The sequence below is a fragment of the Paracoccus gahaiensis genome (assembly GCF_005048225.1).
GTDB classification, from domain to species: domain Bacteria; phylum Pseudomonadota; class Alphaproteobacteria; order Rhodobacterales; family Rhodobacteraceae; genus Paracoccus; species Paracoccus gahaiensis.
In genome coordinates, this window is the sequence record NZ_SUNI01000002.1 from 160,187 (window position 1) to 179,164 (window position 18,978).

An 18,978-nucleotide genomic window follows, 5' to 3' on the forward strand; every position below is an offset into this window, starting at 1 on the left:
AAATACGTCGGGGCCTTGCTCCGCTCGGTTGAAAAAGACCATCCTGCCCGACGGGAGGGGCCGCATATCGACGGTCCGGCGAGGAGAGGACTACATGGCCAAGTTCAGCAGCTACGATGACCGCGACCGGGTCGAGGCCGAAAGCCGCTACGAGGACCGCGACCTGCCGGTGACGATCTACGAGTTTCTGGCCCGCACCGCCACGCGCGTGCCGGACCGCCCGGCCATCTCGTTCCAGCTTCTGTCGGGGCCGCGCGACCCCTCCGTCACCCTGTCCTGGCAGGACCTACTGGAGCGGGTGACCGAAGCGGCGAACCTCTTTCGCAGCCTGGGCGTGGGGCCGGACGACACCATCGCCTATCTGCTGCCCAACAGCATCGAGACCCCGGTCGTGCTGCTGGCCGGGGCCACGGCGGGGATCGTCAACCCGATCAACCCGCTGCTGGACACCCGCCAGATCGCCGGCATCCTGCGCGAGACGCGGGCCAAGGTGCTGGTGACGCTGCGGGCCTTCCCCAAGACCGACGTGGCCCAGAAGGCCGCCGAGGCCGTGGCCGAGGCCCCCGACGTGACCCATGTGATCGAGATCGACCTGAACCGCCATCTGCGCGGCGCCAAGCGCTTCATCGTGCCGCTGATCCGGCCCCGGGTGAAGGTGCGCCACAAGGCCAAGGTCCTGAACTTCGAGGCGGCGGCCAGCGCGTGCAGCCACAAGGCGCTGGACTTCGACGATCCCGCCACGGATCGCGTCGCCGCCTATTTCCATACCGGCGGCACCACCGGCACGCCCAAGGTCGCGCAGCACAAGTATTCGGGCATGATCTACAACGGCTGGCTGGGCGGCACGCTGCTGTTCGACGAGACCGACGTGCTGATGTGCCCGCTGCCGATGTTCCATGTCTTCGCGGCCTATCCGGTGCTGATGTCCTGCATCTCGTCGGGCGCGCATATGGTCATGCCGACGCCGGCGGGCTATCGCGGCGAGGGGGTCTTCGACAATTTCTGGGGGTTGATCGAGCGCTGGCAGGCGACTTTCCTGATCACCGTGCCCACCGCCATCGCGGCGCTGATGCAGCGCCCGGTGAATGCCGATGTCAGCAGCCTCAAGACCGCGATCTCGGGGTCTGCGCCGCTGCCGATCGAGCTGTACAACCGCTTCAAGGCCGCCACCGGGGTCGAGATCGCCGAGGGCTATGGCCTGACCGAGGCGACCTGCCTGGTCAGCTGCAACCCGGTGGACGGAAAGAAGAAGGTGGGCTCGGTCGGCATCCCGCTGCCCTATACCCATGTGCGCATCCTCAACCATGGCGATGCGGGCCAGGTGCAGGAATGCGCCACCGACGAGGTCGGCGAGATCTGCATCGCCAATCCCGGCGTCTTCCCCGGCTCGACCTATACCGAGGCGGACAAGAACCACCGGCTGTTCTGCGACGACGTCTATCTGCGCACCGGCGATCTGGGGCGGCTGGACGCGGATGGCTATCTGTGGATCACGGGCCGGGCCAAGGACCTGATCATCCGGGGCGGCCACAATATCGACCCCGCCGAGATCGAGGAGGGGCTTCTGTCCCATCCGGCGGTGTCCTTCGTGGGCGCCATCGGCCAGCCCGACGCTTTCGCCGGCGAATTGCCCTGCGCCTATGTCGAGCTGGTGGCGGGGGCCGAGGTCTCGGTCAGGGAGCTGATGGCCCATGCCAAGACGCATATCCACGAGCGCGCCGCCGTGCCCAAGCATGTCGAGATCCTGCCCGAACTGCCCAAGACCGCCGTGGGCAAGATCTTCAAGCCCGAGCTGCGCAAGCTGGCCATCGCCCGGGTCTTCGACGGGGTGCTGGAGGGGACCGGCGCCCATGTCCTCGATGTCCACGAGGACAAGAAGCGCGGGCTGGTGGCCCGCCTGTCCCGCGCGGGCGCCGACGAGGCCGAGGTGACGACCCGCCTCGGCGCGTTCACGACGCCTTGGGAATGGGACCGGTCCTAGGGCGGGTTGCGGACCGGGCCGGGGTGCTCAGGCGCCCCGGTCCTGTTCGTTGTTGGCCCAGAGATAGCCGATGAAGGCGCCCTTGATCAGGCGCAGCAGCGCCAGCGTCATCAGGGTCATGACGATGCCGGTGATGGCCAGCAAGGTCAGCGGCTCGGGGCGCCAGACGGTCCAGACGATGCCCAGAAGCGGGATCAGCACCAGAAGCATGATGGTCATGGTGAAGAAGGCCGGGCCATCCGCGGCCGGATAGCGGCCAAGCGGGGCGTGGCATTGCGCGCATCCGGCATTCACCGACAGGAAGCCCTTCAGCAACTGGCCCTCGCCGCAATTCGGGCAGCGGTTGGCAAGGCCGCGCAGGACCGCCGTGCGCGGATCGCGGGGCGGTTCGTCCGGGGCGGGGGCGCCAGGTTTTGGGCCACCGGGTTTTGAACTGGACGGAGAGGACATTATGGATGCCCGGAGGTCCGGGCCTTGGTCATCCGGAGGGGGGAGCGTCATGGCGCCTCGCAGGTCTGGAGCGAGGGCAACACCCCGGCAGCGCGCCTGGTTGCGCCGGCTCAGCCGTTTTCGCGCAGGATGCGGCCGGCCAGATACAGCGATCCGCAGATGAGGATGCGCGCCCCCGGGGCATTGTCGGTCAGGCCGCGCAGCGCCGCCGCCGCATCCGGGGCGGTGCGGGTGGCAAGGCCGACCGAGGCGGCGGCCTCGGCGGTGGCCGAGGCGGGCAGGGTGTTCGGCTCTCCGGGGATGTCGATGGCGGTGAGGCTTTGGGCCTCGGCGGCCAGCGGGCGCAGATAGCCCGCGACATCCTTGGTGTTCAGCATGCCGCAGATCAGATGGGTGGGGCGCACGGGCATCGCGGCCAGCGTCGCGGCCAACGCCTGACCGCCCGCCGGGTTGTGCCCGCCATCCAGCCACAGCTCGGAGGCGCCGGCCAGATCGACCAGAGGGCCGTGACGCAGGCGCTGCATCCGGGCGGGCCATTCGGCCTCCGTGACGGCGGCGCGGGCCTGTGCCTCGGTCGCGCCGAGCGCGCGCAGGGCGGCCAGCGCGGTGCCGGCGTTCTGGATCTGGTGCGGGCCGATCAGGTTCGGGCGCGGCAGGTCCCACAGCCCGTGATCGTCCTGAAAGACCATGCCGTCGCGTTCGGGCTGGATCATCCAGTGCTGGCCATGGGCCAGGATGGGCGCGCTCAGGCCCATCGCGCGGGCCTCGATCACGCGCAGGGCGGCGTCCTGCTGCGGGGCGATGACGACGGGCACGCGGGGCTTGAGGATCCCGGCCTTTTCGGCGGCGATCAGCGGCAGGGTGTCGCCCAGATATTGCGTGTGGTCGATCGAGACCGGGGTGATGACCGTCAGGCGCGGGGCGTCGATCACGTTGGTGGCGTCCAGCCGCCCGCCCAGGCCCACCTCGAGCAGGGTGTAATCGGCCGGGGTCCGCGAAAAGGCCAGGAAGGCGGCGGCGGTGGTGATCTCGAAGAAGGTGATGGGCTGGCCGTCATTGGCGGCCTCGCATTCGGCCAGCGTGTCGGCCAGCGCCTGATCGTCGATCAGCTCGCCCGCCAGCCGGATCCGTTCGCGGAACTGCGCCAGATGCGGCGAGGTATAGGCATGGACGCGCGCGCCCCCAGCCTGAAGCCCTGCGCGGATCATCGCCTGCGTGCTGCCCTTGCCATTGGTGCCGGCGATATGGATCACCGGCGGGATGCGGCGTTCGGGGTGGTCCAGTGCCGCCAGCAGGCGGTGCATCCGGTCCAGCGACAGGTCGATGACCTTGGGGTGCAGCGCCATCAGGCGGGACAGGAGGGCGTCGGATGCGGTCATGGGCGTGTCACCGGGGGCCAGCCCCCGGACCCCCGGGGTATTTCGACAAAAGAGAAGGTTATTCCGCCGGGGCGGGGGCCGGGGCCGGGGCCGGATCGGGGGAGGGGGCCGGCGGCGGCAGGTCGGCGCGGGTGGGGGCGGGCAGGCCGCCCAGCATCCGCAGGATCGAGACCAACTCGTCGCGCAGCTTCGTGCGGTGGGTGACGCGGTCCAGCATGCCGTGTTCCAGCAGGTATTCGGCGCGCTGGAAGCCTTCGGGCAGCTTCTCGCGGATGGTCTGCTCGATGACCCGGGGGCCGGCGAAGCAGATCAGCGCATTGGGTTCGGCGATGTGGATGTCGCCCAGCATCGCGTAGCTGGCCGTGACCCCGCCCGTGGTCGGATGGGTCAGGACGACGACATAGGGGATGCCGGCCTCCTTCAGCATCTCGACCGCGACGGTGGTGCGGGGCATCTGCATCAGGGACAGGATGCCTTCCTGCATGCGGGCGCCGCCGGCGGCCGAGAAGAGGACGAGGGGTTTTCTGACCTTCACCGCGCGTTCGGCGGCGGCGACGATGGCATTGCCGACATACATGCCCATGGAGCCGCCCATGAAGCTGAAGTCCTGACCCACGGCGATGACCGGGGTGCGGCCGACCTCGCCTTCGGCGACCAGCATCGCCTCCTTCTCGCCAGTGGCCTTCTGGGCGGCCTTCATGCGGTCGGGATATCTCTTCTGGTCGCGGAACTGCAGCGGGTCGGCGATCGGGTCGGGGACCTTGACCTCGACGAAGGCGCCGCCGTCGAAGAGCGCGCCGAAGCGGTCGCGCGGGGTGATCGGCATGTGGTGATCGCAGGTGGTGCAGACGTTCAGGTTGTCCGACAGTTCGCGATGGAACAGCATCGTCCCGCATTCGGGGCATTTGGTCCACAGATTCTCGGGCACTTCGCGGCGCGAGAACAGCGAATTGATGCGCGGGCGGACATAGTTCGTGATCCAGTTCATCGCGAATGGCCTTGGCTGTTTCAGGCCCCCAGATAGGCCGGCAAGCGGGGAATTGCAATTGCCCGGGGCGCGGCGGATATTGCGCGCCATGTGGGCCACCCTGTTCTTTCTGTCGCATACGACCCTGTCGCTGGTGATCATCGCCCGTGTGCTGCTGCGTCCGCGCGTCGAGCCCTCGGTCCGGCTGGTCTGGATCATGGTCATCGAGGCCGTGCCGCTGCTGGGCATCGCCGCCTATCTGCTGTTCGGCGAGGTGCGCATGAAGCAGGCCGAGGTCCAGCGCATGGCGGACGTGCGCGACCGGCTGACGAACCTGCGCACCCCGGTGCCCGCCGTGCTGGCCCCCGCGCCCGATCCCGCCGGGCCGGTGATCGCCGCCAACAGCGCCGTGGGCGGGATGCAGGCCACGGGCGGCAACCGGCTGGTGCTGCTGGAGGAGAGCGATGCGGCCATCGACCGGCTGGTCGCGGCGATCGACAGGGCCTGCGACCATGTCCATGTGCTGTTCTACATCTGGCTGCCCGATGCCAGCGGCACCAAGATCGCGAAGGCGATCTGCCGGGCCGAGGCGCGGGGCGTGCAATGCCGGGTGATCGTGGATGCCCTGGGCTCGCGGGTGCTGGTCCGGTCGGCCCTGTGGGAGGAGATGTGTCAGGCGGGTGCCGAATGCGTCACCGCCTTTCCCTGGGGTCTGCCCTTCATCAGCGTGCTGTTCCAGCGGCTGGACCTGCGCAACCACCGCAAGATCCTGGTGATCGACAACCGGCTGGCCTTCACCGGCAGCCGCAACTGCGCCGACATGGCCTTCGCGGTGAAGGCGCGCTTCGGGCCCTGGATCGACATCCTCGTCTCGGTCGAAGGGCCGGCGGTGCGCCAGCTGCAGGGGGTCTTTCTGGGCGACTGGATGAGCTATACCGGGCGCGATCTGGGGCCGATGCTGCAGCCCGTCGCGCCGGTCGCGGATCCCGGGCTGGCCGCGCAGGTGGTGGCCACGGGGCCGGACCTGCGGGCGGGCAGCGTGTCCGACTGCCTCAGCGCCATGCTGCATGCGGCGCGCGACCGGGTGGTGATCACCACGCCCTATTACGTGCCCGATGCCGCGCTGGATGCCGCGATCCGGGCGGCGGCGCGGCGCGGCGTGCATGTGACGCTGATCCTGCCGGCCCGCAATGACAGCCTGATCGTGGGGGCGACCAGCCAGGGCTTCTATTACGGGCTGCTGGCGGCGGGGGTTCGGCTGATGCTGTTCCAGGACGGGTTGCTGCATTCCAAGATCCTGTCCGTGGACGGGCGCATGGCCATGATCGGCAGCGCCAATCTGGACCGGCGCAGCTTCGAGCTGAACTACGAGGTCAACATGGCCGTCTTCGATCCGGAATTCGTGGGGATGCTGGATGCCCGCCAGTCAAGCTATGCCGAGCGCGCCCGCGAGATCAGCCTGGACGAGGTCCGCGACTGGAGCAAGGGACGCCGGATCCGCAACAACCTGCTGGCGTTGGCCTCGCCGCTGCTATGAGCCCTTTCAAGGAGATGCCGATATGACCGATCCCGAGCTTGCGACCCGGACCTGCCAGCCCTGCGCGGCGGGCACCGCGCCCCATGACGCGGCCACGGCCGGGCGGATGATGTCCGGGCTGACCGGCTGGCGGATGTCGGACGATGCCCGCGCCATCACCCGGCGCTTCGAGGTCAAGGGATTCGCCAAGGCGGTCGAGCTGGCCAATCTGGCCGCCTGGCTGGGCAACCGGCAGGGCCATCATCCCGACATCGCCTTCGGTTGGGGATATTGTGCCGTCACCTTCACCACCCATGCCGCCGGCGGGCTGACCGACAACGATTTCATCTGCGCGGCGCGGCTGGATGCCTTGCTGGCCTGAGCGGGCCGCTCTATGGGTTGTCCTGCGCAGGCCGCCGGTCTATTCCCGTACAACGTGTAATGGGTTGTGCCGCATGACGAATCGACGCCATGCCGAAACCGGGCCGGAACGGGCCCTTGCCGGCCTTGGCCGACCGAACCGGGGGACGACATATGGCGCTGAATGATCAGGGCTGGCTGTCCGGGCGCATCCGCCGGAATGCCTTCCGCCAATGGAACCGCTTCCTGCGGACCGTGAGCCAGCGGCAGCAGCCGGTCGATCACGACCTGCGCGACGAGGCCCGCGACCTGCAACAGGTCCTGGCGCGCTTCCTGCAGATCGCCGATGCCCGCGCGGTGCGGGCCGGCAATTCGCTGTCGCGCATCGACCTGCCGGCGGGCACCGACTGGCGCTGGCGCCCGCAGGTGATGTCCTCGCGCAGCACGCTGCCGGCGCTGATCTCTCCGCCGGACGGCAAATGGCTGTCCGAGGAGGTCGCGCTCTATCACGACTGCCCCGAGCGGGCGCTGATCCTGTGCCAGATCCGCAACCGTCTGGCGACCGATCTGGCCGAATACGGGATCAAGCTGGAGGTGATGGGGTTCTCGGGCAGCTACCTGTCCTTTTCCCTGGCCCTGCCGCCCGAGGCGCTGGAAAACCTGGGCGGGCATTACATCATCCGCCTGGATGCCCGGCTGCAGGCCGAACGGCCCATCCGTGTCTATTCAAGGCTGAACATCCAGCAGGGCCCCAATACTGAGACCCTGCTGCGCCAGATGGGCGACCCGATCGAGGGCGGCAACTGCCAGCGGGTGGTCGAGTTCGATCTGGGCTATGCCGAGCTGTCGCAGCGCTCGGTCGACAAGGCCTGGCTGGACGTGATCCTGGAGGCGCCCTACATGAACGCCGTCTCTCTGCGCGACGTGATCCTGTCCCGCCACCCCCGCGCCCATATCTGAGGAGGCCCAGATGCCGCAATTCGAAAGCTTTGGCCTGAAGGGCGGTGTCTGGCGCGGACGGCTGACCGATTCCAAAGGCGCGCCCGCCCGCATCGTGCTGGTCCAGCACGGCGAGGTGCTGGCCGAGGCGCGGATGACGGAAACCGGCGCCTCGGAATGGCAGGTCGAGGTCGAGCTGCCGTCGCAGGTGATGGCCGAGGGGATCCAGACCCTGCTGCTGAAGACCGACGACGGCGAGCACGGCACCGAGACCACGCCCGGCGGGCACCAGCTGGGCCGGCTGACGCTGATGGCGGGCCGGATGCTGGACGACGACCTGACCGCCGAGATCGCCGCCCTGCGCGCCGAGCTGGAACTGGTCAAGCGCGAGCTGCGCCGCCTGGCCACCCGCGACACCGCCGTCTGACCTCGGATGGGGCGGGCCATGGGCCCGTCTGTCATGCGCCCGTTACAGCCCGAGCAAGCTTCCTTGCGAAATGCGGGGGGCATGGCTATATCGCGGCTTCGCAATCCTTTGCGCATTCACAGGAAGGTTGGCCGATGACCCTGCCGCAGACGCCGCATTACCTGATCGACATGGGCCTGTTGCGGGCCAACATGGAGAAGGTCGCCCAATTGCGCGAGGCCTCCGGCGCCAAGGCGCTGCTGGCGCTGAAATGCTTTGCCACCTGGTCGGTCTTCGATCTGATGCGCGACTACATGGACGGCACGACCTCGTCCTCGCTCTACGAGCTGCGCCTGGGGCGCGAGACCTTCGGCAAGGAAACCCATGCCTATTCCGTCGCTTGGGCCGATCACGAGATCGACGAGGCGGTGTCCTATGCCGACAAGATCATCTTCAACAGCCTGACCCAGCTGGACCGCCACGGCGCCCGCGCGCAGGGCATCGCCACCGGGCTGCGCCTGAACCCGCGTTTCTCGACCAGCGGCTTCGATCTGGCCGACCCGGCGCGGCCCTTCTCGCGCTTGGGCGAATCCGATCTGGACCGGCTGGAGGATGCGCTGGACCGGATCAGCGGCGTGATGATCCACTACAATTGCGAGAACGGCGATTTCGACCTGTTCGACCGCCAGCTGACCCGGATCGAAGCCGAGTTCGGCGGGCTGCTGAAGCGGCTGGACTGGGTGTCCCTGGGCGGCGGCATCCACTTCACCGGCGAGGGCTATCCGCTGGACCGGCTGGCCGACCGGCTGAAGGCCTTCCAGGACCGCTATGGCGTGCAGGCCTATCTGGAGCCGGGCGAGGCCAGCGTCACCAAGACCACCACGCTGGAGGTGAGCGTGCTGGACATCATCGACACCGGCAAGCTGGTCGCCATCGTCGACAGCAGCACCGAGGCCCACATGCTGGACCTGCTGATCTATCGCGAAGAGGCCAAGCTGCCGCAATCGGGCGAGCATGTCTATCAGATCGCCGGCAAGACCTGCCTTGCGGGCGACATCTTCGGCGAGGCGCGGTTCGAGCGGCCCCTGCAGATCGGCGACCGGATCAGCATCTCGGATGCGGCGGGCTACACGATGGTCAAGAAGAACTGGTTCAACGGCCTGGCCCAGCCCTCGATCGCACTGCGCGACGAGGATGGCAGCATCCGCACCGTGCGCAGCTTTTCCTATGACGAATTCAAGGGCAGCCTGTCCTGACGGCGCCCCCTTTGCGACCCCGCGACAAGGAGAGTGACTTGGCGAAGAAGAACCTGCTCATCATCGGTGCCGGCGGCGTGGCCCAGGTCGTGGCTCACAAGGTCGCGCAATGGGCGGCCGAATTCGGCGACCTGCATCTTGCCAACCGCACCCTGTCCAAGGCCGATGCGATCGTCGAAAGCCTGCGCGCCAAGGGCCATGACATGCCCTTCGCCACCCATGCGCTGGACGCGATGGACCCGGATGCGGTCGAGGCGCTGATCCGCAAGCTGGACGCCGCCATCGTCATCAACGTGGGCACCGCCTTCATCAACATGACCGTGCTGGAGGGCTGCATCCGCACCGGCGCCGCCTATGTCGACACCGCCATCCACGAGGATCCTGCCAAGGTCTGCGAGACGCCGCCCTGGTACGGCAATTACGAATGGACCCGGCGCGAGGACGCGGCGAAGGCGGGCGTTACCGCCATCCTGGGCGCGGGCTTCGATCCCGGCGTGGTCAACGCCTATGCCCGGCTGGCCGAGGACGAATATTTCGACAAGATCGACAGCATCGACATCGTGGACATCAACGCCGGATCGCACGGCCGCTGGTTCGCCACGAACTTCGACCCCGAGATCAACTTCCGCGAATTCACCGGCACGGTGTACAGCTGGCAGAAGGGCGCCTGGCAGGAAAACCGCATGTTCGAGGTGGGCCGCGAATGGGATCTGCCCGTCGTCGGCAAGCGCACCGCGTATCTCTCGGGCCATGACGAGGTCCATTCGCTCTCCGCGCGCTATCCGCAGGCCGATGTGCGCTTCTGGATGGGCTTCGGCGAACATTACATCAACGTCTTCACGGTGCTGCAGAAGCTGGGCCTGCTGTCCGAACAGCCGGTGACGCTGGATGACGGGCGGGACGTCGTGCCGCTGAAGGTCGTCAAGGCGGTCCTGCCCGACCCGGCCAGCCTGGCGCCGGATTACGAGGGCAAGACCTGCATCGGCGATCTGGTCAAGGGCACCCGCGACGGCAAGCCGGGCGAGGTCTTCATCTACAATGTCGCCGACCATGCCGAGGCCTTCGCCGAGGTCGGCAGCCAGGGCATCAGCTATACCGCAGGCGTGCCCCCGGTCGCGGCGGCGATCCTGATTGCGCGCGGTCCCTGGGACGCCGGCAAGATGTGCAATGTCGAGGATCTGCCCGCGCGCCCCTTCCTGGAACTGCTGGGCGAGATGGGCCTGCCCACCCGGGTCATCGACGCCTCGGGCGACCATCCGCTGTAAGCATCGGTTGATCTTTGATGCGCGTCGGGCGGCGGGTCGGAACATCCGGCCCGCCGTCTGCGTTCGACGCTGAAATTGCGTCGGGATGCGGCGTCGATCGGGGGTCTTCATGCCACGTCCCAAGGGACATATGTTTCCGGGCTTCACGGAAAGCGAAAACAGCCGCATGCCGCGACTGGCGAACTGGGCGATCATCGGGATCTTCCTGATCATGGCCTTTTCGGCCGTGGCGGCGGGCCGCGACTTCCTGATGCCGGTGACCATGGCGGGTCTTCTGTTCTTCGTCTTCACGCCGCTGCGCCGCTTTGCCGAACGCCGGGGCATTCCCGACGCGCTGACGGCGGCGGGGATCACCCTGTCGATCCTGTTGACCGTCGCCATCGTCGCCTATGCCGCCAGCGGGCCGCTGAGCCGGGCGATGAACAACATGCCCACGATCAGCGCACAGCTGGAAACCAAGTTCCAGAACGTCCAGGAAAGCCTGTCCGGCCTGCGCGACGCCGCGCAGCGCATCGACGAGGCCCAGTCCTCCGATGACGAGGAGGGGACACGCCCCGCCATCCGCGTCGAATCCGAGGGCCAGACGACGCTTGGCATGGTCATGACCACCACGCCGCTGCTGCTGGGGCAGGTGGTCTTCACGCTGATCCTGCTGTTCTTCATGATTGCCTCGGGCGACCTTCTGTACCTCAAGATCGTGCAGAGCTTCGACCGGCTGCGCGACAAGCGGGGCGCCTATCTGGCGCTGCGCCAGATCGAGGATTCGCTTGGCAACTATCTGGGCGCCATCACCATCATCAATGCCGGTCTGGGTCTGGCCGTGGGTCTGGCGATGTGGGCCTGGGGCATGCCCGGCGCGCTGCTGTTCGGGCTGGGCGCCTTCATCCTGAACTTCATCCCCTATCTGGGGGCCATCGCGGGCGTGGCGATCGCCGGGCTTGTGGCGCTGGTCGTGATGCCGGGCGTCTTCTGGCCGGCGATGGTCGCGGTGACCTATCTGGGGCTGACCTCGCTGGAGGGGCAGATCATCACCCCCTATTTCGTGTCCCGCAGGCTGCAGATGAACACGGTCGTGGTGTTTCTGGCCGTGGCGCTGTGGGCTTGGCTGTGGTCGGTGATCGGGATGGTCATCGCCGTGCCGGTGCTGGTTGTCATGCGCGTGCTGGCCGACCATGTGCCCGGATGGGAGAAGTTCGGCAACTTCCTGGCCGGAGAGGCGCCAGCCGCCCTGGCCGGCGAGGACGAGGACGAGGCCCGCGACCTGGTCGAGGCCGGAGCCGTGGCCGAGGACGAGCCGACCGCCCGCCTGGCCACCGCCGAGGTCTTTGACACCCCGCCCCACGATCCCCGCGGCTGATCGGGTCACAATGGACAGCAGAAAGGGGGCCGGTGCAGACCGGCCCCCTTTCGTCATGTTCGGCATGTCGGGCCCTCGATCAGCCGGCGGGCAGGGAGGGAGCGACCTCGTTCACCGCCGCCTCGATCTGCTGGCAGGTGATCTCGACGGTATTGCCCTGGCTTTCGGCGGCGTCGGCCAGCGACAGTTCTGCCTCGCCCACGGCCACCATGCCCTCGACCCCCTTCTCTTCGGCAGCGGTGCCGGCGGTGGTGTCGCCCTCGGGCAGCAGCCCGATCAGCTGGGTCTGGGCCGCGACGGCCTCGGCGCCGGTGAAGCCCTGATCCTGACAATATTGCAGGATGCCCAGCTGGTTGCGGGCGGCCTCGTAGGTGGCGCCGGTGTCGGGCTCCTGCACGGCCGGAGCCGGAGTGCCGGCCTCCTGGGCCAGGACGGCGGCGGGGGTCAGGGTCAGGCCCAAGGCAATCGCGATGCTGCGGATCATGGTCATGTCTCCATCTTTGTCTGGTCGTGGCAGCCTCCCGGTTTCCAGGCCGGGCGGCGATGCGCCCTTGCTAGACCCGGCGCTTTGGGAATGCCCAGAGGCCGGGGCCCCTTCGGCATCCAGACAGCGAAACCCCGCCGGAACCGGCATTTCCGGCGGGGGTCGGCCAAGCGGAGAGCAGCCACCAAGGGGTGTGACGCGCTCCGGTCCCCGCACGATCGCTTGATCAGTCGCGTGATCGGGTGCGGGCAAATCATGTCGGCGGGTCAACGCCTTGGGGCAGGACACGGGGGGTCATCGTTTCGTGATTGAACTTTGCGGGTCGGGCCCCGGTTGTTCGATCATCTGCGGCACCGATGCCGCGCCCCGAACAATGGACTGGAGACAGCAATGACCCATCCCGTCGAGACGCTGAAGCTGGGTGGCAAGGCCGCCATTCTGGCCACCCTGATGGCCACCGCATCCTTCGCGCAGACCGCCACCACCGAGGCACCTGCCGGCATGACCACGATGGAGGAAGTCGACTTCCCGACCCTGACGACGGTCGAGACCGACGAGGCGGTGGCCGCCGAGATCGTCGCCCAAGGCTACGAGAACGTGGTGGTCGTGCGCACCGATGAGGCGCTGACCGTCGCCGCCGAGCGCGGCGGTGTGCCGACCGAGATGGTCTTCAGCCCCGTCGACGGCACCCTGATGATGGTCGACGGCGTCGAGCCGATGGGGCAGGCCCCGGCCACCGGGACGGACATGGTCGACACGACGGCCTCGACCGATGGCGACGAGCCGATGTCCGAGACGCCCCAATCGACCGACTTCAGCGGTCAGGATGACGTGGTGCTGGATGAACCCACCGGCTCGATTGATGGGGAAGAGACCGATCCCGTCGCCGAGACGATCCCTGCGGAGTCCACCGTTCCCATGACCGGCGAGACCGGTCAGGACGAGGATGGCGGCGCCGAGACGGATGGCACGTCCGACAATGAAGACGTCGAAGGCTGAGCCTGACTGGCCGACGACACGGAAGAACCGGGCCCCGCGCCCGGTTTTTTCATGTCCGGCAGGGCGCGCTCAGACCAGCCCCAGCAGCAGCGGGGTGGCGATCAGCGCGGCCAGCGCGGCGGTCTGGACCAGCAGCATGCCGATGGCGGCAGGCCCCACCTTGGCCAGCCGCACCAGCGAGGTCTTCATGCCGACCGCCGCCACCGCCGCGACCAGCAGCGCCCGCGACAGGGTCGAGGCCGCGTCCACCACCACCCCGGGCACGACATGCGCCGAATTGGCCGCCGCCAGGATCAGGAAGGCCAGCACGAAGCCCGGCAGCAGCGGCGGGCGGGTCTGCGTGCCGGAACTGGCGCGACGCAGGACCAGCGCCGCGATCAGCACCACCGGAGCCAGCAGGGTCACGCGGATCAGCTTGACCACCGTGGCCAGATCGCCGGTCTCGTCGGACACGGAATAGCCCGCGCCCACGACCTGTGCCACATCGTGGATCGTGCCGCCCAGGAACAGGCCCGTCTGGTGCGGGTCCAGCCCCAAAGCCGAGGCCAGCATCGGATAGATGATCATCGCCACCGTCGACAGGGCGGTGACGGTGATGACGGTGAAGGACAGGTCGCGCTCGGTCGTCTCGCGCGCGGGCAGGACCGAGGCGATGGCCATCGCCGCCGAGGCGCCGCAGATCGCCACCGATCCGCCGGTCAGAAGCCCGAAGGCGCGGTCCTGCCCGACCCGTCGGGCCAGCGCGACCGAGGCCAGGATCACCGCGCCGATGGACAGGGCCAGCAGTCCCACGAAGGGCCAGCCGATCGCCGCCACCATGTCCAGCGACACGCGCAGCCCCAACAGCGCCACCCCGATCCGCAGAAGCCCGCGCGCGGCAAAGTCGATGCCCGGCCCGGCCAGGCTGTCCTCGGCCAGCCCGTGCAGCGGCATCCCCAGCAGGATCGCCATCAGCATGACCGGGGCGCCGTAATGGCTGGACAGGAACTGCGCCGCCATCGCGACCGTCACCGCCAGCATCAGGCCCGGCGCCAGCAGGCGGGCGCGGTCGGGCAACTGGGCAAGGCGGGGCAGGGGCATCGGCATCCCGGATCAGATCGGAAGGGTGGGCGGCGAGGGTCGCCCTGAAGGGTTGGCAGGGGCCATGACGGCCCCCGCCCGGGGTCACTGGATGTCGCGGGCGCGCTCGTCGGCCAGCTCGGTCTCGGCCTGGGACACCGCCTCGCGGAAGGTGGCCAGGATCTCCTCTCCGCCATCCACGCTGCCGGTGAACCAGTCATAGACCGGGGCCGCGGCCTCGGTGAAGGCGGCGCGTTCCTCGGCGGTGGGCACATAGACCTCGCCGCCGCCGGCGGTGAACTCCTCGTAGGCGGCGATGGACTTGCGCTTGGGCGAGGCGAAGGTCGCCTGCTGCAGCTGGTAGAAGCCGTCGACGACGATGGCGCGCATGTCCTCGGGCATGGCCATGAAGGTCTCGTTCGACATCCACCACATCGCGCCCATATAGGCATGCCCGTCCAGCGTCAGGTATTGCAGCCCGGCCTCGGGGAAGCGCATGGACATGATGTCGGTGATGCCGTTCGCGGTGCCCTCGACCACATTGGTCTGCAGCGAGGTGAACAGCTCGGCCCAGGGGATCGGCGTGGGCGAGGCGTCCAGCGCGCGCACCAGCTCCTGCGGCAGGTCGGCGACCACGGTGCGCATCTTCAGCCCCGACAGGTCGGCGGGCGTCTGGATGCGGCGCTCGGTATTGGCGAAGTTGCGCCAGCCGCCGGTATTGCCGATGGTCATCAGCCGCAGCATGTCGCCGCTGTCGGCCAGCGCCATGTCGCGCAGGGTGCGGGTGAAATCGCCCGACAGCACGCGTTCGGCCACGCGGTCGTCGGCCATGATATAGGGCAGGTCCAGCACCTGCAGATAGGGGAACAGCCCCGCCGCCCCGTCCGAGGTCGAGATGTAGACGTCGATCGACCCGTCGGCCACGCCCTGCAGGCATTCGGCGCCGTTCGAGCACAGCTGCGTGCCCATGAAGATCTCGACGGCGATGGCGCCGTTCGAGGCCGCCTCGACATGGGACTTGAAGACCTGGAGGCCGTCGTAATCCTCGTCGTTCTCGTTGGAATTGGCGACGGCGCGCAGGGTATAGTCCTGCGCCATCGCCGGGGCGGCCAGCATCAGCGCGGCGGCCAGGGTCAGTGCGGGTTTCAGCATGGTATCCTCCCTAGGTGGTCTTAATCCGCAAAGCCGGTCAGGCGCGGAATGGTCAGCGAGATGGCCGGGACATAGGTGATCAGGAAGATCACGAAGACCTCGACGGCCAGGAACGGCAGGATGGCGCGGGCGATGGTCATGACCTTCTCGCCCGATACGGCCGAGGCCACGAACAGCACCAGCCCCATGGGCGGCGTCGCCAGCCCCACCGTCAGGTTGACGCACATGATGATGGCGAAATGCACGCTGTCCACCCCCATGCCGGTGAAGACCGGGCCCAGGATCGGCGCCAGGATGATGATCGCCGGGCCCGCATCCAGGAACATGCCGACGACGAACAGCAGCATGTTGATCATCAACAGCAGCAGCAGCGGATTGGCGGTCAGCGTCAGGATCCAGTCGGCCATCATCTGCGGCGTCTGCGACAGCGATACGACCGTCTTGAACGACATGGCCGCGCCCACCAGCAGCAGCACCACGGCCGAGGTCAGCGCGGCCCGGCCCAGCACGTCGGGCAGGTCGGCGACCTTCATGGTGCGCAGCACGAACAGGCTGATGATCAGCGCATAGACCGCCGCCACCGCCGCCGCCTCGGTCGGCGTGAAGATGCCGCCCAGGATGCCGCCCAGGATGATGACCGGGGTCATCAGCGGGAAGAAGGCCTTCAGGCTGGCCTGGCCGCGTTCCGGCCAGGTCTGGCGGCGGGCGGCGATGGGAAAGTCGTACTTGTCGGCCATCAGCTTGACGACCGCCATCAGGCCAAGACCCACCAGGATGCCCGGCACGATGCCCGCCAGGAACAGCGCGGCGACGCTTTCGCCCATCACATAGGCATAGATGATCATGATCCCCGAGGGCGGGATGATCGGCCCGATGACCGAGCTGGCCGCGGTGATCGCGGCGGCGAAGCGGCGGGTATAGCCCTGCTTCTCCATCGCCGGGATCAGCATGGACCCAAGGGCCGAGGTATCGGCCACCGCCGAGCCGGACAGGCCCGCGAACAGCATCGAGGACAGGATGTTCACATGCGCCAGCCCGCCCCGGAAATGGCCCATCAGCGCTTGGGCGAACTCGACCAGCCGCAGGGTGATGCCGCCGCGGTTCATCAGCTCTCCGGCCAGCATGAAGAAGGGGATGGCCATCAGCGGAAAGCTGTCCATCCCGTTGTAGAGGTTGCGGTAAAGAAGCGTCAGGTCGCGCTCCTGCCCGTTCAGCCACAGGATCAGGCCGGGGGCGGCCAGCATGCCGAACACGACCGGCAGGCCGACCATCAGGAAGACCAGGAACAGCGGCAGGAACCAGATCAGCGCCATCATTCCGCCCCCCTCAGGCCGGGATCCAGCCCCTCGATCGGCGGCAGGTCCCGCACCCCCGCCAGATCGGCCAGGGTGCGCAGGATCAGTTCCACATTGACCGAGATCAGCAGGACCAGCCCCACCGGGATCGAGGCCATCATCCATCCGCGCGGCACCCGGTACCAGCTGCTGAAATCGACCGAGGTGGGGATGAACAGCGACGCGCTGGCGAAGCGACCGCCAAGGCCGGTGACCTCGCGCCAGCCGATCTGGACGGCCACGACCAGCACCAAGAGCGACAGGCCCAGCAGCAGCAGGTTCAGGATGCGGGCCAGCGTGGCGGGCAGCAGCGCGGGGATCATGTCGATTGCCACGAAGCCGCCGCGCCGAAAGGCCGTGGGCGCCATCAGCCCGGTCATCCACAGCATGCAGAACCGCGCGGCCTCGTCGGGCCAGGCCAGCGCGCTGTTCAGCCCATAGCGCGCGACGACCTGCGCGATGGTCACCGCGACCATCACCGCGATGGCCAGGATGCCCACCGCGCGTCCCGCGCGCAGCAGATGGTCGTTAATCCAGGACAATGGCCGGATCACGGCATGTAGCAGGCTCATCCGGCCCTCTCCCCCCATGTGCAGTCGCAGCGCCCGTCTTGCGGTGCCAGTCTTGCGGTGCCCAGTCTTGCAGTGCCGGTGCGCCTCACCCCGCCCGGCACCGATTGTTCAGGCCGGCGCGATGCCGGCGACGCGCCCGCCATAGAAGGCCAGCGGCGCGCCCTCGCTGACCAGCGCATGCAGCACGCGGCCCAGGATGATCACGTGATCTCCCGCTTCGTGCATGTCGAACTGCGCGCAGTCGAACCGCGCCAGGCAGCGGTCCAGCACCGGCACGCCCTGCGCGTTGCGCGCAAGCCCGGCCTCGTCCAGCGCATTGCGGTTGCGCGCCACCGCCCAGGCCAGGTCGGCCTGGTCGGCGGACAGGACATGGATGGCGAAATGCGCGGCCCGCGCGAAATCCGGCAGGCGCGAACTGGCCCGCGCGGGCGACCACATCACCAGCGGCGGGTCCATCGAGATCGACGAGAAGCTGTTGGCTGTCATCGCGGCGCAGCCCTCGGGGCTGGCGGCGGTGACCACGGTGACGCCGGTCGCGAAGCGCCCGAAGGCGTCGCGCAGCAGCCGCCCGTTCTGCGGGTCGGGAACGAAGCTGAGCGGCGTGGCCTGCGTCATGGCACCTCTTGCCCGAGGGCGGCTTGGTAAAGCTGGAACCACTGGACGCGGCTCAGATCGACCCGTCCGGCATCTGCGATCCGGGCGATCCGCGCAAGCGAATTGGTGCCCAGCACCGGCAGGATCCGCGCCGGGTGGCGCAAGAGGAACGCCACCGCCACCGCCGACCGGTCCACCCCGAAGACCTGCGCCATCGCGTCCAGCGCCTGCCCGAGCGGGCCCTGATCCGTCATCAGCCGTCCGCCGCCCAAGGGCGACCAGCCCATGACGACGTCGCGGCGGCGCTGGTGGAAGGCCAGATCGCCATTGGTGAAGGGCGCGGTCGCGGCCAGCGAGATCTCGATCTGGTTGGTGACCAGCGGCGCCTGCATCGAGCCCTGCAGCAGGTCCACGTCCCAGGGGCGGAAGTTCGACACGCCCACCGCGCGCACCTTGCCGCTGGCGATCAGCCCGTCCAGCGCGGCGCCGGTGTCGTCGGGGTCCATCAGCGGATCGGGGCGGTGGATCAGCAAGAGGTCGATCCGGTCCGTGCCCATGTCGCGCAGCGAATTTTCGACCGAGGTCCGGATATGGTCGCCCGAAGTGTCGTAATGCTTGCAGGCCGCATCCGAGTATTTGCCCATCGGCGCGACGATGTCGCATTTCGTCACGATCTCGATCCGGTCGCGCAGGCCGGGCGCGGCGCGCAGGGCGTCGCCCAGGATGCCTTCGGCGGTGTAGCCGCCATAGATGTCGGCCTGATCCATCGTGGTGATGTCCTGGGCCAGGCAGGCCTCGACCTTGGCCTGCACATGGGCCGGGCTGGTGTCCGGATCGTCGCCGATCCGCCACATGCCATAGACGAGCCGCGACAGGCTCAGATCCTCGGTCAGGGTCACGCGGTTCAT

General features: G+C 68.2%; 19 protein-coding genes. 9 read left to right on the top strand and 10 right to left on the bottom strand.

The genetic code is table 11. The features are described from left to right. Positions 1-94: 94 nt before the first annotated feature. Positions 95-1,981 (top strand): acyl-CoA synthetase, encoded by a 1,887-nt coding sequence (locus tag FA743_RS03820; RefSeq protein ID WP_136884554.1) that lies wholly within the window; start codon positions 95-97, stop codon positions 1,979-1,981. Positions 1,982-2,008: 27 nt separating this feature from the next. On the opposite strand, the gene FA743_RS03825 is transcribed toward FA743_RS03820, so the two are convergent. From FA743_RS03825 to accD, 3 genes are all read right to left on the bottom strand, one after another. Beyond that, on the bottom strand, positions 2,009-2,431 hold the full coding sequence (locus tag FA743_RS03825) for a DUF983 domain-containing protein (RefSeq protein WP_136884555.1): 423 nt from the start codon (positions 2,429-2,431) through the stop codon (positions 2,009-2,011). 110 nt (positions 2,432-2,541) lie between these two features. After that, positions 2,542-3,810 (bottom strand): bifunctional folylpolyglutamate synthase/dihydrofolate synthase, encoded by a 1,269-nt coding sequence (locus tag FA743_RS03830; RefSeq protein WP_136884556.1) that lies wholly within the window; start codon positions 3,808-3,810, stop codon positions 2,542-2,544. 58 nt (positions 3,811-3,868) lie between these two features. Further along, entirely contained in the window at positions 3,869-4,798 is a 930-nt protein-coding gene (gene accD, locus FA743_RS03835; protein WP_136884557.1) for an acetyl-CoA carboxylase, carboxyltransferase subunit beta, read from the bottom strand. 88 nt (positions 4,799-4,886) lie between these two features. Between accD and cls the strand changes: the two genes are divergently transcribed. The 7 genes from cls to FA743_RS03870 all read left to right on the top strand — a co-directional run bounded on the left by cls (position 4,887) and on the right by FA743_RS03870 (position 11,876). Continuing rightward, a complete protein-coding gene (gene cls, locus FA743_RS03840; RefSeq protein WP_136884558.1) occupies positions 4,887-6,314 on the top strand; it encodes a cardiolipin synthase in 1,428 nt (475 codons plus the stop codon). Positions 6,315-6,336: 22 nt separating this feature from the next. Beyond that, complete coding sequence (locus FA743_RS03845) at positions 6,337-6,675, top strand: 4a-hydroxytetrahydrobiopterin dehydratase (protein ID WP_136884559.1); 339 nt, start codon at positions 6,337-6,339, stop codon at positions 6,673-6,675. Positions 6,676-6,827: 152 nt separating this feature from the next. Beyond that, a complete protein-coding gene (locus FA743_RS03850) occupies positions 6,828-7,613 on the top strand; it encodes a DUF6478 family protein (protein WP_136884560.1) in 786 nt (261 codons plus the stop codon). Positions 7,614-7,623: 10 nt separating this feature from the next. After that, entirely contained in the window at positions 7,624-8,019 is a 396-nt protein-coding gene (locus FA743_RS03855; RefSeq protein ID WP_136884561.1) for a hypothetical protein, read from the top strand. Positions 8,020-8,153: 134 nt separating this feature from the next. Further along, positions 8,154-9,254: a carboxynorspermidine decarboxylase gene (locus FA743_RS03860; protein WP_136884562.1), complete on the top strand. Its 1,101-nt coding sequence runs from the start codon at positions 8,154-8,156 to the stop codon at positions 9,252-9,254. Positions 9,255-9,292: 38 nt separating this feature from the next. Beyond that, a complete protein-coding gene (locus FA743_RS03865; RefSeq protein WP_136884563.1) occupies positions 9,293-10,519 on the top strand; it encodes a saccharopine dehydrogenase family protein in 1,227 nt (408 codons plus the stop codon). 166 nt (positions 10,520-10,685) lie between these two features. Continuing rightward, positions 10,686-11,876 carry an AI-2E family transporter gene (locus FA743_RS03870; protein WP_246054821.1) on the top strand — a complete coding sequence of 397 codons (1,191 nt, stop codon included), beginning with the start codon at positions 10,686-10,688 and terminating at the stop codon, positions 11,874-11,876. Positions 11,877-11,955: 79 nt separating this feature from the next. Here the strand turns inward: FA743_RS03870 and FA743_RS03875 are convergent, their stop codons facing one another. Further along, positions 11,956-12,366 carry a pore-forming ESAT-6 family protein gene (locus FA743_RS03875; protein WP_136884565.1) on the bottom strand — a complete coding sequence of 137 codons (411 nt, stop codon included), beginning with the start codon at positions 12,364-12,366 and terminating at the stop codon, positions 11,956-11,958. A 384-nt stretch (positions 12,367-12,750) separates the two neighbouring features. Here FA743_RS03875 and FA743_RS03885 point away from each other — a divergent pair, with 384 nt between their 5' ends. Continuing rightward, positions 12,751-13,359 carry a hypothetical protein gene (locus FA743_RS03885; protein ID WP_169308758.1) on the top strand — a complete coding sequence of 203 codons (609 nt, stop codon included), beginning with the start codon at positions 12,751-12,753 and terminating at the stop codon, positions 13,357-13,359. Between the two features lie 69 nt (positions 13,360-13,428). Here FA743_RS03885 and FA743_RS03890 read toward each other — a convergent pair whose 3' ends face one another. The 6 genes from FA743_RS03890 to FA743_RS03915 form a co-directional block, all read right to left on the bottom strand. After that, complete coding sequence (locus FA743_RS03890; RefSeq protein ID WP_136884568.1) at positions 13,429-14,439, bottom strand: YeiH family protein; 1,011 nt, start codon at positions 14,437-14,439, stop codon at positions 13,429-13,431. An 84-nt stretch (positions 14,440-14,523) separates the two neighbouring features. Further along, positions 14,524-15,570: a TRAP transporter substrate-binding protein gene (locus tag FA743_RS03895; RefSeq protein WP_136884569.1), complete on the bottom strand. Its 1,047-nt coding sequence runs from the start codon at positions 15,568-15,570 to the stop codon at positions 14,524-14,526. 20 nt (positions 15,571-15,590) lie between these two features. Further along, entirely contained in the window at positions 15,591-16,883 is a 1,293-nt protein-coding gene (locus FA743_RS03900; RefSeq protein ID WP_136884724.1) for a TRAP transporter large permease, read from the bottom strand. Continuing rightward, the gene (locus FA743_RS03905; RefSeq protein ID WP_136884570.1) at positions 16,883-17,476 is read right to left on the bottom strand and encodes a TRAP transporter small permease; all 594 of its coding nucleotides are present in this window, start codon (positions 17,474-17,476) and stop codon (positions 16,883-16,885) included. Before FA743_RS03905 ends, FA743_RS03900 begins: the two co-directional genes overlap by 1 nt. A gap of 108 nt (positions 17,477-17,584) precedes the next feature. Beyond that, a complete protein-coding gene (locus FA743_RS03910) occupies positions 17,585-18,091 on the bottom strand; it encodes a flavin reductase family protein (RefSeq protein ID WP_136884571.1) in 507 nt (168 codons plus the stop codon). Next, a complete protein-coding gene (locus tag FA743_RS03915) occupies positions 18,088-18,978 on the bottom strand; it encodes an aldo/keto reductase (protein ID WP_136884572.1) in 891 nt (296 codons plus the stop codon). Before FA743_RS03915 ends, FA743_RS03910 begins: the two co-directional genes overlap by 4 nt.